12 protein-coding genes, 1 tRNA gene and 1 other RNA gene are annotated in these 18,066 nt (G+C 36.2%); 8 read left to right on the top strand and 6 right to left on the bottom strand.

Annotation, left to right across the window (positions count from 1 at the left end; all coding sequences use genetic code 11):
* Positions 1–134: 134 nt before the first annotated feature.
* Together TOL2_RS07870 and TOL2_RS07865 are read left to right on the top strand one after the other, a co-directional pair.
* Positions 135–707: an HDIG domain-containing metalloprotein gene (locus tag TOL2_RS07870; RefSeq protein WP_014956969.1), complete on the top strand. Its 573-nt coding sequence runs from the start codon at positions 135–137 to the stop codon at positions 705–707.
* An 85-nt stretch (positions 708–792) separates the two neighbouring features.
* Entirely contained in the window at positions 793–1,401 is a 609-nt protein-coding gene (locus TOL2_RS07865; protein ID WP_014956968.1) for an L-threonylcarbamoyladenylate synthase, read from the top strand.
* A gap of 511 nt (positions 1,402–1,912) precedes the next feature.
* On the opposite strand, the gene TOL2_RS07860 is transcribed toward TOL2_RS07865, so the two are convergent.
* Positions 1,913–1,988: transfer RNA gene (locus TOL2_RS07860), tRNA-Lys, on the bottom strand.
* Between the two features lie 433 nt (positions 1,989–2,421).
* Between TOL2_RS07860 and ssrA the strand changes: the two genes are divergently transcribed.
* The 5 genes from ssrA (at position 2,422) to TOL2_RS07840 (ending at position 8,683) form a co-directional block, all read left to right on the top strand.
* Positions 2,422–2,779, top strand: a transfer-messenger RNA (tmRNA) gene (ssrA, locus tag TOL2_RS24070).
* Positions 2,780–3,136: 357 nt separating this feature from the next.
* Complete coding sequence (locus TOL2_RS07855; protein WP_014956967.1) at positions 3,137–3,667, top strand: hypothetical protein; 531 nt, start codon at positions 3,137–3,139, stop codon at positions 3,665–3,667.
* Between the two features lie 544 nt (positions 3,668–4,211).
* On the top strand, positions 4,212–4,982 hold the full coding sequence (locus TOL2_RS07850) for a transporter substrate-binding domain-containing protein (protein ID WP_158406080.1): 771 nt from the start codon (positions 4,212–4,214) through the stop codon (positions 4,980–4,982).
* A 157-nt stretch (positions 4,983–5,139) separates the two neighbouring features.
* Complete coding sequence (locus tag TOL2_RS07845; protein WP_148278077.1) at positions 5,140–6,591, top strand: transposase; 1,452 nt, start codon at positions 5,140–5,142, stop codon at positions 6,589–6,591.
* Positions 6,551–8,683, top strand: coding sequence for a PAS domain-containing hybrid sensor histidine kinase/response regulator (locus TOL2_RS07840; protein ID WP_083863523.1), 2,133 nt, complete (start codon positions 6,551–6,553; stop codon positions 8,681–8,683). Before TOL2_RS07845 ends, TOL2_RS07840 begins: the two co-directional genes overlap by 41 nt.
* 484 nt (positions 8,684–9,167) lie before the next feature.
* Here TOL2_RS07840 and TOL2_RS07835 read toward each other — a convergent pair whose 3' ends face one another.
* The 4 genes from TOL2_RS07835 to TOL2_RS07820 all read right to left on the bottom strand — a co-directional run bounded on the left by TOL2_RS07835 (position 9,168) and on the right by TOL2_RS07820 (position 13,112).
* Positions 9,168–9,494 carry a transporter substrate-binding domain-containing protein gene (locus tag TOL2_RS07835; protein ID WP_158406078.1) on the bottom strand — a complete coding sequence of 109 codons (327 nt, stop codon included), beginning with the start codon at positions 9,492–9,494 and terminating at the stop codon, positions 9,168–9,170.
* A gap of 1,096 nt (positions 9,495–10,590) precedes the next feature.
* Complete coding sequence (gene smpB, locus TOL2_RS07830; protein ID WP_014956962.1) at positions 10,591–11,055, bottom strand: SsrA-binding protein SmpB; 465 nt, start codon at positions 11,053–11,055, stop codon at positions 10,591–10,593.
* The gene (ptsP, locus tag TOL2_RS07825) at positions 11,052–12,827 is read right to left on the bottom strand and encodes a phosphoenolpyruvate--protein phosphotransferase (RefSeq protein ID WP_014956961.1); all 1,776 of its coding nucleotides are present in this window, start codon (positions 12,825–12,827) and stop codon (positions 11,052–11,054) included. The genes smpB and ptsP overlap by 4 nt, the downstream gene beginning before the upstream one ends.
* A gap of 3 nt (positions 12,828–12,830) precedes the next feature.
* Positions 12,831–13,112, bottom strand: coding sequence for an HPr family phosphocarrier protein (locus tag TOL2_RS07820; RefSeq protein ID WP_014956960.1), 282 nt, complete (start codon positions 13,110–13,112; stop codon positions 12,831–12,833).
* Positions 13,113–13,321: 209 nt separating this feature from the next.
* On the opposite strand from TOL2_RS07820, the gene TOL2_RS07815 reads away from it, so the two are divergent.
* Positions 13,322–13,996 carry an LOG family protein gene (locus TOL2_RS07815; RefSeq protein WP_041279887.1) on the top strand — a complete coding sequence of 225 codons (675 nt, stop codon included), beginning with the start codon at positions 13,322–13,324 and terminating at the stop codon, positions 13,994–13,996.
* 64 nt (positions 13,997–14,060) lie between these two features.
* Here the strand turns inward: TOL2_RS07815 and TOL2_RS07810 are convergent, their stop codons facing one another.
* Complete coding sequence (locus TOL2_RS07810) at positions 14,061–17,930, bottom strand: class I adenylate cyclase (RefSeq protein WP_014956958.1); 3,870 nt, start codon at positions 17,928–17,930, stop codon at positions 14,061–14,063.
* Positions 17,931–18,066 lie beyond the last annotated feature (136 nt).

The raw sequence follows: 18,066 nt of genomic DNA, 5'->3' as shown, positions 1-18,066 counted from the left end.
CTTTGAATAACTGCCACGGGCATACTTGACAATTTTTTACAACGATCTGGTCTTTTTGGTTTGCCCACAATAAAGCATGAAAGTCGCTGTTTGGATTTTTGAAGACTTTCATTTAAAAATTAAGAGATTGGCCTATGAACATACCGTCCCAAAAAGAATGTTTTAAGCTGATAGAGAAAATGGATATGATGGACCATATCATTGACCATTCTATAATGGTTTCCAATGTGGCCCGATTTCTATGTATAAAGCTTAAAAAAACCTCTCCTGATCTTGACACCAGGTTGGCAATTTCCGCAGCATTGCTCCACGACATAACAAAAACCAGAAGTTTTGATACAAAAGAGCGCCATTCTGAAACCGGCGGCCGGATGTTAACCGAATTAGGATATCCGGAAATAGGTGATATCATACGTCAACACGTTATTTTGGACTCTTATGAAAACGATTCGCCTGTGACGGTGCAGGAAATAGTCAATTATTCTGACAAACGGGTATTGCATGACAAAGTAGTATCCCTGGACAAAAGACTTGAATATATCAAGGTTAAATATGGAACAAAAAAAAGTTTTAAAGATCGTATTCAAATAATGTGGACCAATACAATAAATCTGGAAAAAAAAATATTCTTTCATCTCAATATAACACCCAACCAATTATCAGGCTGTATAACGGAAGAAATCAAAAAAGATGAATATTTTAAATAAATGTGATATCTTTTCTTTCTGGCAATTTTTATAAGTTTATTTGATTGAAAACCAATTCAAAGGAAAACAGGACAAAAAAGAACGCATGCTGTTAAAAATCAATCCAGACAATCCACAGGAGCGACAGATCTCAAGGGTAGTAGATATTATTAAAAAAGGCGGGATTATCGCATATCCCACAGATACATTTTATGGTATCGGATGTGATATTATGAACAAAAAAGCCATTGAAAAAATTTACACCATAAAGCAACGCAATAAAAACAAACCCTTTAGTTTTATCTGTCCTGATTTAAAAGATATCTCCAAATATGCCAAAGTATCCAATTTTGCATATAGAAATATGAAAAGGTTATTGCCGGGACCGTATACATTTGTTCTGTCCGGCTCCAAACTGGTTCCCAAGATAATGCTGACCAAACGGAGAACAGCAGGAATAAGGGTTCCTGATAATAAAATCGCACTGGCACTGGCCAATGAACTTGGCCACCCTATCATTTCAACCAGTGCCACCCGACCGGATGGAAAGGTTTTTGATGACCCGTCACTGCTTCATGATTATTTTGCAACCACCATTGATATAGTTATTGATGGGGGTTCTGTGCCGGGGTCTCCTTCAAGCGTAATTTCTTTAATTGATGACGTACCGGAAATTATCCGTTACGGTGCTGGAAATGTTGAGATCTTCCAATAAAATACCTACAAACTTATTTAAAAATACTCGTCTGGTACTCAAAAAAAATACTGGCAAACAAAATTTTCCAGAGTTTTACCAGATTCAAACACCTTACAATCCAATCCTCACCATTAAGCAAACACTCGATATTTATGCTTCCAATATTTTCACATGCCATGACAGACCCTCTGCCGCTGCCTCAAGGCTTTTTTAAGGAACGCGGATTATAAATAACCGCTGAAACTCCAATTGCCTCAGAAACAGCAACACAGTTCCATTGCGGCAAATATTTATCAAACTGACTTCTCATATTTTTTTTAAAGCTCAAAAAATTTAGAGGGTTCTAAATTTCTTTTTTGCTTCATCAAGGCATAATGTTCTGCATGATACCATATTTGGATATTATTTAATCATGGATACTGAGCTGATGTTTTAGATGATAAGAAATAGAATAGTGCAACCTATGCACAACCAAAACAAAAAGGTTTTCAACCCCAAAAAAGCTGAAAACCTTTGTTTGTTTTTTTTATGGTGGGCCGTCAGGGAGTCGAACCCGGGACCTACTGATTAAGAGTCAGTTGCTCTACCAGTTGAGCTAACGGCCCATAAAGTTAACCCAATAAATCTATCAACCAATCTTAAAAATGTCAATAGATTTTTTTGATTTTGATGCATATTTGTTACAATTTTGTACTGATTTTTATTTGCCAATATGGCTTCTTTGATTGATAAAGCATCTTCCAGTCTATTGGTGACTAAAGTATAAGCCACGCAGAGCAGATTCTTTGCCAAGTGCTGTTCAATGGCAAACCCTGGCTTTAGTTTATATTTGTTCAGCTTTTCTCGAAGTTCTTCAAAAAGTAATTGGGTTTTGGCTGTTCAAAAATGGAGGGGATTACGTTTTTTAGCAGCAACCTTATGATCATATAAAGGGGATTTAGAATATTCACATGCGTTATCCTTGTCAAACATCGAGTTAAACATTGACTTTTTAGGCATTTAAGCTTATTCTTAAAAACAATTGATCTTTTACAATTTGGGGGCGAAATGGCTTCGACGGAGATTTTGAGGCCCATGGTAGCATACCGAGTTTTTTGTCAGCTCGTAAAATTGGCAAAGCATTAAACATAATCGCAGATGATTATAATTACGCTGTAGCTGCTTAAGGCAGCTTCCGTCCTCCTGAAATCCTTCTTGCAGATCTCAGGTCAGGGCGTCGACTTTGCAAGACCGCTTTTTAAGGGCGTCTGAACCTTAAAAGTTAAACTTTTCAGACTATATTGTTTTGTATCCATCTCAAAGGAGACATTACAACAAATATAAATTTTGAGATAAGTATGTAGAAGCCTAGGTTGATTGTTTTCGGACGCGGGTTCAACTCCCGCCGCCTCCACCAACAAATATCTATAAAATCAATAACTTACAATTTCAAAACCTGCTATTTTGCATGTGCAAAACATGTGCAAAATGGTTTTGCCTGTTTTTCGGCATTTTTTACAATTCAATTCTTGTTTTATTTCAGAATAAATTTTCACTTGATTGAAAATTTTAACATTCAATGCAATCATCCTTGAGTTTTAATCATGATGAAAATTTGAGCAATAGCCATTAACGATAATATGAGTAAAAATTATCTGGCAAATTTCAAATTAATCGTGTATGCCTTTATTGGAACTGATTTTAAAACATCATTCAAATTTACATGATAAACAGACCAGTATAATCATTTCATAGATCTATGAACAAAAAGCTAATGCAAGAATATGATCATATACAGTTCAAGCAAGGTTTACCTTTTTTTGAAATGGTCATGAGTTTTATGACATCATTATCAACGGTTTCCTTTATTTTAAACAACGATAAATTGATTAATTTAAAAGAAAAAGATTGGGTTAGCATGGAAGGTAAGTGGGTTAAACCAAGGCACTTTTACCCTCACGATGTTGTTTTAAACATCCAAAAGGGGAATTTTACTTTTGACAATTACATTAATGTTTGCTGCTGTATGCTGGCTAACACAGCATATGAAGCAGTGAAAGAGAGAAATGACAAGTCGCCGGAATTTGAACTATTTAGACACATAAGGAATGCAAGTTCTCATCAAAACAAGTTTAATTTTTTCCCCAAAGAACCTTCATCACCCACGTATTGGAAAAAAGCATCCATAGATCACAATTTGAAAGGTAGCAGAAATCCACTTTACGGTACTGATTGCTTTGGCACATTCTTTGGTGTGCCAGATATTATTGATTTATTAAAAGAAATAGAAAAAAAGCAGATCTAACGAATAAGTTTAGATTTTAAAAGATTTTTAACTATGCTTATCGCATATTCTTTCAATCCTGAGTGATATGCGGTTAGATATTTAAATTATACAAAATATGCGGACGAACCGGATGAAAAGCTGTGGCAAAGATCTATTTTTTTTGGCATCCGGTTAGCCGCAGATCCTAAACATTATTTGGCTTGGAGTCACAAACAAAATCAGATATACAAAATCTGAAAGGTCTGTCATTTAATAAACAGTAAAGACTTGATACTCAAGGTTTTATTTTTCAGGAGCTATAGTTTGACAAGATATGTTAATATTTTGAACGGCTCCGTTATTTGTTTGACATACAATCGTCACAGGAAATTAGTATGGAAGCATTTTGTCTTAATTCAAAAATAATCATTGGTAATTTATGTATAAATTCAGAAAGTACGTTTGTCCCGGTAATTACATGGGGATTTTATTGGTAATCTGCGCTTTTCTGTTTATAGGGCTTCCTTTTTTGATCGGGTGTGGAACCAAGGACCCCCTGACACATGAGGAGAGAGCATGGTTAATGCAGCATGCCGGACAGATAACCATTAATAATGAAAAAGGCTGGCCGCCTATTATCGATACAGATATAAATAACTACCCTATTGGAATTGCTGTTGATTATTACAGGCTCATCGAACAAAAACTTCACTTTAAATTCAAGCTGGACAAGTTAGATACCTGGACAAATATCATCAAGAAGTTACAAAATAATGAGATTGAAGTAATTTGCGAAATGCAAAAAAATCCGGAACGATCTAAATATGTACTCTTTACAAAACCCTACATAGAGATTCCAAATGTGATTATTGTCAGAAAAGAGCAAAAAGGTTTTTTGGCACTAGAGAATATGCGAAATATGAAGATTGCCGTTTCAAAAGGATATGCAATTACGGATTTCATAAAAAACAATTATAGTTATTTGCACCTTGTCATTTTTAAAGAAGAAACCGGTTGTTTGCTTGAAACTGCCACAAAAAACGTCGACGCGGCGGTTGTCAATCTGGCTGCTGCATCATATTTTATTGAAAAACACGGGATAACAAACCTTCGTGTTGCAGGATATGCGGATTATACAAATGCACTTTGCTTTGCATCAAGAAAGGATTTGCCGCTTCTGAATAGGATACTTGAAAAGGGGCTTGCTCTTATCACTCAGGCTGAAAAAGACGCTATTTACCGAAATTGGATTTCCTTGGGATTGGAATATAAACCTTTCTATAAAAACAGGCGTTTTTGGATTGTATCTGGAAGCATTTTCGGAGCAATTATTACAATTATTATTACTCGATGATCCAGTTTTTTTATTTGGAATGGTAAATCCAGATTAAAAATGAAAAGGCTGGTCAAGTCGATGTTATAATACAACCTTACAGGAAGTATCTCACCCATCGGATGGCCAGCCTCAATGGACAAAATAAAATAAAAATCATTTAAACACAAGAGATGATTTGATATATGCAACCGCTTCACTGATTATGTATGATGAGGCGGAAATGTTAATAAAAAAGATGTTGCCATTTGTTGAGAATTATACCGATTTATTAAATGCTGCATTAATCCAACATTCTCCTGGAATGTCGTTAAGTAGAACTCAAAAGCTTTGGCTGGGCTTCTGCATTACCGGAATAATTTTGACAAACAGCATTAATTGGTCGGCCTTCTCTCGTATTAGTGTGGGACAGTATAAAAAGAATGCTCTTTCCTGGATGTTTCGGAATTCTAAAATTGCTTGGGAACATCTATTCCATTTCAGCCTCAGTATTGTTTTTCAAACTTATGGCATTACGAAAGGGGTTATAAGTATTGATGATTCAGACAAAAAACGCAGCAAATGTACGACTAAAATCTTTGGTGTCCATAAAATAAAAGACAAATCGACAGGTGGATTTTGCATGGGCCAAGGTCTGGTGTTTTTGACTTTGATAACCCCCAAAATAACGGTTCCAATAGGCTACGCTTTTCATATTCCTGATCCTGAGATAAGTAAGTGGTCCAAAGAGGATAAAAGGCTAAAAAAAGCTGGAGTCCCAAAATCAGAACGTCCCAAAGAACCTGCAAGATCCGAAGCATACCCTACCATTACGATGATTGCCAATGAACTGCTGGAGACATTTGTAAAAAAACATCCGGCTATAAAGATAGAAGCAGTTGTTGCTGATGCCCTATATGGCAATGCCATTTTTATGGACAAGGCATCAGAAATTACAGGGACATCTCAAATAGTCAGCCAATTAAGAAACAATCAAAACATCTTGATCAAAAATAAAAAAAAATCAGTGAAAGAATATTTTGAACATTGTCAGCCGGTTGAACAAACATTATGTGTACGCGGTGGTAAGGAGGTTAAAGTGTATATTAGCTGTGCCAGAATGTATGTCTGTGCCCACGACAAAAGAAGATTTGTTATTGCGTTGAAATATAAAGGAGAAAAGGAATATCGATATCTTGTTGCTACGGATTTAACATGGCAAAATATTGATATAACAGAAGTCTATACTCTCCGATGGTTAGTAGAGGTTTTTATTCAAGACCATAAGGCGAATGAAGGATGGGGAAAACTGACCAAACAACCGGGTGAAGATGGGTCTTACAGAAGTTTGACCTTGAGCCTGCTGGTTGATCACTGTCTCCTGCTTCATCCTGACCAGATGGCCTCAATAAACAACAAACTGCCCGCAAAGACTGTTGGCAGCCTATGTGAAATCATCAAGATTGACAGCATCTTATCCTTTGTTGAAGAAATTATATATAGCGACAACCCAGAATCTTACTTTAAAAAAATCTCGGTATTTTTAAAAGAGCATTTTGTCAAATCAAACGATTCAACCAAACATATGAATCTAAGGCCATGGGGGAGACATGAACCATCACCATCTCTCAAATATAAGGCTTGTCGTTAATATGGAGATAATAACTGACATTGCAATTCTATGTCAATTTTTAAAAACTGGATCATCGAGTATTACAATCCTTATTTTGAACAAAGGCCTGAAAAGACAGGTTAAATTGCGAACAGAAAAGCTTAATTCAGCAAACGTTCAGTTGAAAACCGAAATAGCTGAACGCGAACAGGCTGAAGAGGCCCTGCGTGAAAGTGAGGGACGTTTCCGGGCTGCATTTGATTCGGCGAAAGATTGTGTTTTGATTTGGGACAAAGACTACAACTATCTCTACGCTAACCAGTCGGCGATTGATCATTTCGGGACTACGCCAGACAAGGTCATAGGCAGGAACATCAGAGATGGATTGGGGCAAACTCCTTATTTTATGACTCTTTGGATGAGCCGCATTGACAAAGTATTTGAAACAGGTAAAGTGCTGAGAGTGCAAGACGAACAAGAAATGATGGGGCGTCTTTACTATACCGATTCAATTATTTCCCCCATATACGCTTTAAATGAAGCTGTGTCTTCAGTATGTGTTGTGTACCGGGATGTTACCGAACTAAAAAAAACCGAAATAGCACTTTCCCAAGAAAAAGAACGCCTGCTGGTTACATTACGTTCCATAGGTGATGGGGTTATAACCACAGATACAAAAGGTCGGATTACGCTGATCAACAAAATAGCTGAAAAACTTACCGGTTGGACTCAAGTTGAGGCTTACGAAAGGGATATCAAGGATGTCTTTAACATCATAAATGTGAAAACCGGACAACAATGCGAAAATACGGTTGAAAAAGTGCTAAAAGCAAAATCCGTTGTAGAGCCTTCCAATTACACAAATCTCATTGCAAGAGACGGTACAGAGCGAATGATTGCCAACAGCGGCGCTCCCATTTTTAATATAAACAGTGAAATTATTGGTGTTGTATTGGTATTTCGGGATGTAACTGAAAAAAATAAAATCGAAACACAACTCCAACAAGCTCAGAAAATGGAATCGATCGGCACTTTGGCTGGAGGTATTGCCCATGATTTTAACAACATTCTTTTCCCCATTGTAGGTCATACGGAGATGCTAATAGAGGATTTTCTTGAAGACAGTCCATACAGGGACAGCCTTAATGAAATTTACACTGCTGGTTTGAGAGCCAGGGAACTGGTCCAACAAATTCTTGCATTCTCAAGACAACAAAAAAATGAAATAAAACGGATAAAGATACAGCCAATTTTTAGAGAAGCGCTAAAAATGATAAGATCTACAATATCAACCACCATTGATATCAATCAAAATATAGACACTGAATGCAGTGCAATAAACGCTGACCCCATACAAATTCACCAGATCATTATGAACCTGGCAATAAACGCTTTTCATGCCATGGAAGATGACGGTGGCACATTAACGGCAAGCCTTAAAGAAGTTGAACTTGGAGAACCTGATTTGATCAATCCCGATATGAAGCCCGGTAATTATGCCCATTTGGTAGTGGCAGATACCGGCATAGGGATTGATAAAGATGTGAAAGAAAAAATTTTCGATCCTTTTTTTACCACTAAAAAAGAGGGCAAGGGTACCGGGATGGGGCTTTCTGTTGTGCATGGTATTGTAACGAGCATGGGGGGTGCAATACAAGTTTATAGTAAGTTGGGTAAAGGCACACAGTTCAATCTCTATTTTCCAGTAGAAAAAAATGTTTCTGAAGATCAGAAAAGCCAAGCTGAAGAACCATTTCGAAGAGGGACTGAACAAATTTTGCTTGTAGATGATGAAGAAAGTATTATTAAAATGGAAAAACGGATGTTGGAGCGTTGGGGCTATCATATTACGCCACACACCAGCAGTATTGAAGCCCTTGAAACTTTCAGGAGTACCCCTGATAAATTTGACTTGGTCATCACTGATATGGCTATGCCGGCTATGCCTGGAAATAAGCTATCGGCTGAGCTGATAAAAATACGTCCTGATATTCCAATATTGCTTTGCACAGGCTATAGTGAAAAATTTTCTGAAGAAAAGGTGCTGTCCGTTGGTATTAAAGGGTTTTTATTTAAGCCGATTATGATGAAAGATCTTTCGAAAAAGATGCGTGACGTTCTGGTTAAGTAGAAAAGGAAAGGGACCATAATACCAATACGCCGCAAAGTAATATAAAACCAACCACCCAACAGATAAAATATTTCAGGATCTGAACTATTAGACATCTCGGCAGGGTCATAAGTCCTAAACCATTTTTTGAATATAGTTCGGTACTGGCCTGTTTCTTTAACCATGAACAATCCCTGGATTAGCAGTCCCAAAAGCATCTGGTTCCCTTCTGTAACTGCAAAACTAAAAGGCCTGTTGTAATCATGTATGAAAATCGGTGATATTTCAAGATTGGTTAAATCCATTTTCTTAATAGAGACAAGCCCCACTACCTTAGGAATAAAGGCGACCCACCCTATCCGGACGACAGCAGTTTAAGTGCCTCGGGTATGCTTTCAATCAGGATCAGTTGGTGGTGATATGAAATCAATAGACTGTAGATAATTATGGGCCTGGTCCTGTTTCATAATGATAATGGTTTGGTTGTAAAAATCATTTGCGAACTCTATTTTTTTGTATTTTTTCTTGTAAAAAAAGCATCAAAGGCAATGGTATGAGGCACTGAGAAATCAAAATATTGATCCCTGACCTTGGAATAGGCCATCATGGGCAGAAGATCAATTGCCCCGATTTTCAGACTGTCTTGAGCTTTATCCCAATCATCAACCTGGATATCAAGTTCCAGGTACATGGCCTTGATTACGGCTTTAATCAGATCAACGCTGAAACCATCCAGTTGTCCTGCTTCATTTACAAAACTATATGGATAATAATTATCCACGATAATGGTTTGAAGCCGCTTTTTTTTAATGACCGTTTGTTCTGCAGTCATTCTTTTTAAATCGTTTGTTTCGCAATACAAACATGTTGGAGAAAAGAAAAGTGTGAAAAACAGTAAAAACAAGAGTAGCGATATTTTCCTGAAAGCATATAAAGGAGAAAACCCTAATATGTTAATAGTGAGCATCGGAAATCTCCTTTAGAATTGAGAATTTTAATTTTTATATCACTCCAAGTTTCACATGTAAATCGTTAAAAAAACCTATTTTTGAAAAAAAATAGGTTTTTTTATTTTAATTTTTTGAATAAATATTTAGTTGAATAGAGAGCTTCAAGGATAGGAAAAGAGTGCTTGCTTTATTATTTGGTGCTTTTAGGGGCTTGGAAACAATAAAACGTACCATTCTATTTGGATTGGTAAATCCAAGCTGTAATTGTAGCCAAAATCAAAAAAGGTTGTTATCTTTTGGCTAAAACAACTGGGGTGATTATTTTATTCCGAGTCCCTTATTCAAGGTGGGACTGAGTACTCTAACGTGAAGTCATGATTTTTTTTTATAGAAACGCTCACCACAATATCTGGTATCTCCAATTTTTAATTTCCAGCCATGAAATTCATTTTCAAAAATTGTATATAAAAGTTTATTTTTTTTCATACTGAAAATATTTGGATAACCCGGACTTGTTCTGCCTATTAAGAAGGGATTCCGAGATCAAAAACACCCCGGACTATCCCTTAGTCTTCAATTTTTTTTTGCAAGGTTGATGGTGGAGGCCCTGTTTTTAATTAATCTACGAAGTCTTTTCTGGAGGTGAATAAAATTGAGGAGAGTTTTATGTCTATTTTTGAGCTAAAACCTTAACATAAAATCATTTAGAATAAAAAAAACTTGACGGTATTTTAATCGAATATAGTTTTTAACTATTTGTTTTCAAAGGTAATTATCAACCTTTTGGATGGACGCCGCCTCCACCATTTTTATTCGCAAATTCAAGTAGTTATACAAAAAAATATCTTTAAAACAATACTGCCTTTTTGCATCATTTTTTATCTTTTATCCGTTTTTTAAAGCTGTAGCAGCTTGCCGACTCCCCTTCTGTCCTGGAAATAATCCTGAGCAACTTTGCTATGGCACAGGGTTTCTTTGCTAAAAGGATTCTTTTTTTCTTTCCCTGTCAAGATCTCGCTTCATATCTTTTTTCTTGATGCTTTCCCGCTTGTCAAATAATTTTTTGCCTCGGCCAAGACCAATGAGAACCTTAATTTTATCGTTTTTAAAATATATCTTCAACGGGACCAGGGTATATCCCTTTTCTTTAATTTTTGACCAAAGTTTTCTAATCTCATATCCATGAAGCAGCAACTTTCGCGTTCTCAATGATTCATGGTTGCTGTAGTATGCATATTTGTATGGTGAGATATGTAATTGTCTTAAAAAAATTTCACCATTTTTAATATCTGCGTACGCATCCTGAAAACTGACTCGTCCTTCCCGGATAGATTTAACTTCAGTCCCGACCAGAACGATTCCCGCTTCATATTCTGATTCAATGGAATAGTTGTGCCGGGCTTTTTTATTGGTTGCAATGAGTTTAATATATTCTGAGTTCATAGGTTTTCATCCGTCTCTCGAAAAGGGAGGATATCTTTATATTCCTTTAAAATAAAATCCGATATTTCTTGCACAGTATTGAATTTCATAATTTCTTTTACGTTCTTTTCAGCCTTTTGTGCATCAAGTTCACGAATCAATTTTTTAACTGCCGGAATGGAAGCAGGGTTCATGGAAAAATTTGACAATCCCATACCCACAAGAACAGGCAGATTAATTGGATCACCTGCCATCTCTCCACACATTACCAGATCTATACCTTTTTTCTTTGCAGCGTCATAGGTCATTTTAATCATTTTTAACACCGCCGGATTCAATGCCTGGTATAGATGCGCTACCCGCCTGTTGCGCCTGTCGATCGCCATGGAATATTGAATCAGATCATTTGTTCCAATGCTGAAAAAATCTACATGATCGGCAAGGTGTTCAGCCATAATGACTGCAGACGGCACCTCAATCATAATGCCAAGAGGAATATCCTTATTAAAAATTTTATCTTCATGGTCAAGTTCAAGGATTGCTTTATTGATAACCTGTTTGACCTGAATAATTTCTTCGACACAAGAAATCATCGGAATCAGCAATTTGATATTTCCAAAGGCTGCCGCCCTTAAAATGGCTTTCAACTGCGTAATAAAGATATCCTCATTCTCAAGACAGAACCTTACTGCCCGCAACCCTAAAGAAGGGTTAGCCTCTTCAACCGTTGATAAATATGGATTAACCTTGTCTCCATTAATATCAAGTGTCCGGATGGTTACGCTCTGCGGACTCATTAATTCGACAAGTTCCTTGTATTTACATAAGAGTTCATCCTCGGTCGGGAACCTTTTTAAATCAAGGTATAAAAATTCGGTCCGGAAAAGACCTATGTCTATTGCCCCGTAGTCTTTGACTGCAACAACTTCTTCTACAAGCTCAATGTTGGCCATAAGGTTTAAAAAAAATCCGTCTTTAGTGACAGCCGGAAGATGACTCTCTCTTTCCAAACCTGCCCTGTATTCTTCAAACCTTGCCAGGCGGGCTTCATATTCAAAAAGAGTGTCTTCATCCGGGTTTATGATCAAAGTTCCGGAAGAACCGTCAACAATTAAAATATCATCATTTTTAACATTGATTGTTGCCCGGCCCAGTCCCAGCACAGAAGGAATTTTTAATGATTTGGCAACAATACTTGTATGAGAATCTTTTCCGCCACGGTCGGTAACAAACCCTTTTATTCTCTCAAGCTGTATCTGACTGGCATCCGCAGGAGACAAATCATGTGCAACAATAATCACACGCTTGTTTATATCGGAAATCTTAATGTCCTGGGCACCAATCAAATATGACATAATCTTGTCTGAAACCTGAACAATATCATTTACCCTGGCCTGCAGATATTTGTCATCAATCTGCTGAAACATGGCTTTGACTTTTCTTGATACTTTTCTCAAGGCCCATTCCGCATTGATCTTTTCACTGGTAATAATATCAATGGTTTTGCCATACAGCATTTTATCCTTAAACAGAACCATATGTGTTTCAAGGATATTCAAATTTTCACCAATATCATCATCAAGGGCCTCAATGATCTTGGCATGGTCGTTTTTTGCTTTTAAAACAGCCTGCTTGAACCGGTCTATCTCTTTTGGCACCAGTGCGTCACTTACTGGATACCGCTTAATGAGGTTGACACCTTCTTTGTCAACGATATATGCCTTACCGATGCAGATACCGGGTGACCCGCTGATTCCTTTTATAATTATCTGACGTGACTTTGAAATGACCATCTTTTATATTTCTCCAAAACCGGTTTCAAAAAAATCAACAATCCGATCAAGAATCACCATATCTTCCTGATTTTCGATTTCAATCACAATCCGGGTTCCTTTCACAGCACACAGGGTTAATATATCAATGATACTTGTTGCATCAACCTTTGTTGAGTTTGCACAAAGCCAAATGTCGGATTGAGCCAGCTCAGCCATTTGTGCGATTTTGGATGCGGGTCTTGCGTGCATTCCAAGTTCATTTTTAACCAATGTTTTACGAGTAATTATTTCACTATTCTTCAATATTGTTCTTTCTTTGAAAAAAAATTTTCTTTTTTATTATATCTTTCCCCTTAAAATGTCAATGTAAGGGAAAAGGCTTATAATTGACAGTTAAATTTATATATGATAGGCCCTTGATTTAAAGGTTAAAATAGCACATATTGTTTAAGTTTACCAGTTCCCACAATACAATTGGATTTAAAGACAAAGAAGTTATTGGAATTATCAAAATGGAAAAATACCCTGTTAACGGAAAATACCCCATTAATGATTTTAAAACAGGCGAATCCTGGCGTTTGTTTAAAATTATGGGGGAATTTGTTGAAGGAATTGACTCGCTGCATGATATAGGACCTGCAGTATCTATTTTCGGATCTGCCAGAACCGATTGCGACCACCCGTATTATAAAAAAGCCGAAAACCTGGCCGCAGTATTTGCTAAAAACGGATATTCGGTTATTACCGGCGGTGGGGGTGGGATTATGGAGGCGGCCAACAAGGGCGCGGCAACAGAAAATGCAGATTCGATCGGCTTGAATATCACTCTTCCCTTTGAACAAAAACCCAATCCATATGCAACAACTCAAATTGAATTTAAATATTTTTTTGTAAGAAAAGTGATGTTTTTAAAATATGCCCAGGCCTATATCATTCTGCCGGGCGGTTTTGGAACCCTTGATGAATTGTTTGAAACAATAACACTGATTCAAACTCAGCGGATCAGGAAATTCCCTATTATCCTTGTGGGCACCGAGTACTGGGAAGGTCTTATCCAATGGGTAAAGGACAAGCTTTTAAAAGAAAATATGATCTCAAAAAAAGATCTCAACCTTTTTCACCTCCTTGATGATCCGGATGAAATCGTCAAGGTGGTTGTGGATTTTAATCAAGAACCAATAATATAGCATGCATGTTATATGACAGAGGGGGGACAAATTTTAAATCTGTTCCCCTTTCCCCATCTTAATCCTATCTTACAGCTCCTTTTGAAAAATAAAAGACTGTATTTTCCGGTAATCTTTCCAAGCCGATTCTGTTCATGAGATCTTTTTTTGTTTCTTCCATTGTTGAAAAACCATGATCCGAATAAAATGATTTACAAAATATTTCTCCCCATGAATTCAAATAAACTGCCGTATATTCAGTTATCTTTTGTTGCTGTCTAGGGGAATAAAAATTTATGGATACAAACAGGTATATCACTTCCTTTTCCTCCGACAGCTGATCAAAAGTGATGACTTTTTTGTATACAGGACTGAAAAAATCATACATGGTTTTATAAAGTTTGCGGATATCATTAAAGCTTGCATAGGTAGGATTAGGGATTAAATTAACGACAGCAGTTTCTTTATAAAGGTTATTGTTAATCAACCATGCACCAATTTCTTCAATGGTTTTTGCTTTAATCAAAGACTCTTCATTATGATAAACCGATTTTTTATTTTTATTAAATAGCTCCCAAGTCCCGATCGTATCATTTCTTTTGATATATTTGAGATGCAAGCCCTGAAAATGCCTGTCATTTTGTGATATGAGAAGGATCTTATCAACCTTGCCCGGTTGTTTTGAAAATTCAATACTCACCCTTCTCTCAAGTACTATCCGGTCTTCAGGGCTGATTCTTGACCGATCATGAAACATGCCTTGAAACAATGTTTTTACTGTTGCATGTTTTTTTTTCATATACTTTTTAATGCTGTTCGAAAGTTTTACAATATCGCTATAAGGCCATGTTTTGAAACCTCCGATATAAAATATCTTATTTTTTTTCCAGCTCCATTTTATCAGACATTTTTCCAGCAGTATTTTTCTAAGGCCAAACACAGTATTATCAATTTGCTCTTCTTTTGAAATGCCGAGCTTAAGGAAAAAACAGGTCAGCATAAGGTTAACCGAGTACTCATCTTTTGCTGTCTGATAATAATTTATCAAATTCTTTAACAAAATATAATAAGCATCATTCTGGGCAAGCTGCAAATGGATGCCGGAATTCATCCATTCATCCTTATACTTATTGCAAAGCAATGATTCTTTACCATACTCATAAATATATTTTTCAAGAAGAGCTATTTTGATCACGGATTTAAACGGGCTTTTCAGCCATTTAAACATCTGCCAGATGGACGCGCCAAAATATTCGTTTGTTGATATGGCATGGATATCACCTAAGTCCATATATCTTACAAACTTTGAAAAATTTGAGATTTCATTTAAAATAGTATTATAATAATTAATACTGATTGCAGTAGGTAATACAGACCAAAGAGGTATTTTCCCCGCAACATAAATCATTGTCCTGTAAAATTCTTCTTTTAAAAGTCTTGTCTGGGCAGAACCGGAGCTTTCAAATGTTGATTCCCCGAAATCATTATGTTTTGTTTTTATAATATCCACCAGAAAAAACATGACCGTAGTGTCAAATTCGTACAGGGCCAGATGTTCGATTGTTTTCAGTTTCTTTTTTAAAAGATCAAGTTCTTTTTCAGTGAAGTTATCCTCATTAATACAGATCCAGTAATCAATATCCGATTCTGAGGTCTGGGCAATAGACCCTATGCTTCCAATGGTAAAAAGTCCTTCAATTGCATGATTTTTACACCGCCTGACAGGTATGTTATCTATGCTTATATATTTTTTTAAAACTTCTTGGGTTTCAAAACTCGGCACATAATCGCAGATACCACGGGGTGTTTTATCACTGATGCCTGAAACGCCTTGAAACTCAATATGTTCATGAAGCAAAAAAGGTATGATTTGAAATAAATCCGCTTGCTTGGTCTTAAAAATATCAAACGCTGTCAGCAGGCTTAGTTGATTTTGTTTCAAAAACTTTTTCTCACCATAATGAATAAATTCACTGAAAATCAAAATATTTATTTGAGCCACCGTGGTTTTATCCATTTTTGGCATATCGTTTAAAGAAACTTGAAATTCTCTGGCATTATAATCCATATCTTGGGTTTTAACGATTAGCCCTGCACCGGAAGGAAATCTGCAAAACCTTGCAGAGACATTTGAAAAATCAGCCTGTTCAATGTTTGAATCTACGAAGGATACTGCAGAAATTCTTGAATGAGCAAAACAGGCACCAGCAATTTTTGTCCGGTTAAAAGAGGTTTTTGAGATAACAGCATTCAAAAATGATGCATCCGTCATATCCGCACAATTAAAATTACAATTAAAAACAGAAACATTTTGAAAACTGCAATTCTTAAATGTTGCGTTCTGTGCATTAACATTTATAAAAACGGTGTCATCAAAATTAACCCGGTCAAATTCCGTTTCGTGCATATCAACATTGTAAAAAAGGCTTTTTTTAAAAAATGCCTTGAAAAAAGATGCCCTGGAAAAATCACAATTACGAATATTACATTTACAAAAGAAAAGAGAGACGGAAAAAAAAGAACAACAAGACAGGTCGATATTTTGTATTACTTCATCTTTAAAATCAATCGACTTCAGCAAAGTATTCTTTTTAAGAGCTTCTATCTTTTTTTCACTTGGGCTTAAAAAAAATTTTTGTATAAAACCCCTGTTTGTTTTTGAATTCTTTTTGGCCAAACTGATGATAGAATCAAATTCAGTTTCAATACTTTTTTTTTCCAGATGGAGAAACTGTTTTATTTTTTCTATGAATTGGACAACATCCGATCTTAAAGAATCTTTGGAATCAATACCATATCGGTTTAATATATTGACAACCCTTTCCGGCCGTTTTTTGATCATCCCCAGAACACAGGCAAGATTCACATCAAAATTCTCGTTTAAATATTTTTCTTTATTCAAAGCAATATCCTGAATAATGAAAAAAGAAATTTTTGACAACTCTGATATTTCAATCATGATCACCGGCATCAGTGCGGGATATTTTTTCTTTACAAGTTCAATCAAGGCATAAGGCGGCAGTTTTCCCGATACAAGCAGCGCTTTGAAAGCGGCAAAGGCTTCCGGCAAATCACTCTCATAAAAAATTTCCAAAATCGGACAAAAAAGCTCCGGATACATCCCCTTTGAAGAATTTTCAATGATTTTATAGATTACAAGCCTTACGTTTTCATTGGTATCTGCTTTCAAGATGTTGATCAATAAAACCGGGGAAATTTTTTTAACCATCATGGAGAGTGCTTTGAGTCCCATAATTTTTATATCAGGTGACTGAGATTGTATCTCATTGAAAATGATTTTATCCGGATCTCTTAACCCGGCATTAATATTGTATAAAATAGGGTCTGCATCCCTTCTCCGGTCAAAAAGGCCGGCATAAAATTCCACAACCGCCTTTCTATGCTGAATTGATCTTAAAATGCCTTTAAATGACAATCCGAATTTTAACCTGGCACTTGGGCTGGTTTGAATATATTGATCCACAAAAGCAAGCTTCATATGCTCAGAAACATTGGAAATGATTTTTTCCATGTCACTTACGCAGACAAGCCCCCTGTAAACAAGCCTGTAAGCAAAAAAAGCCCCTTTACCTTCAAATTCAAGCAATTTTGTAAAAAAATAACTGAGTTCATTAAAGTGCAGGCCGGGACGAATATAAGCACAGATCCTTGCACAAACTGAAGCGGATGCTTTCATGCCCTGCAAGAATCCCTCTTTATCTGATGGATCTGCTAAAAGAGCATGAATTTTATGTTGAATGGTCTCAAGGCTCCTCTTTGCATTGTTCCTCAAATGAAAATGATAGGATGTGATTCCTGCTAAAACCGCTATAATTGCATCTGCTGGATCCAACTGCTCTGCTATTTCGACAATAATAGTTTGTTTTTCTTCAGATAATTTTTTCCATTGGGCTTCAAACATATTGAAATCAAAATCTTTGAGTACAGCATCCATGATGAATATAGTCTTTCCATTTTTTACATTTATAAATAAAAATGCTATAGGATATGTTTAAAAAAATTACAGCTGCTTAACTTTATACCACAACAGAATCATTTATGCACAACAGAATCATTTATGCACAACAGAA

The organism is Desulfobacula toluolica Tol2 (genome assembly GCF_000307105.1).
GTDB classification, from domain to species: domain Bacteria; phylum Desulfobacterota; class Desulfobacteria; order Desulfobacterales; family Desulfobacteraceae; genus Desulfobacula; species Desulfobacula toluolica.
This window is presented reverse-complemented; position numbering and strand designations above follow the sequence as displayed.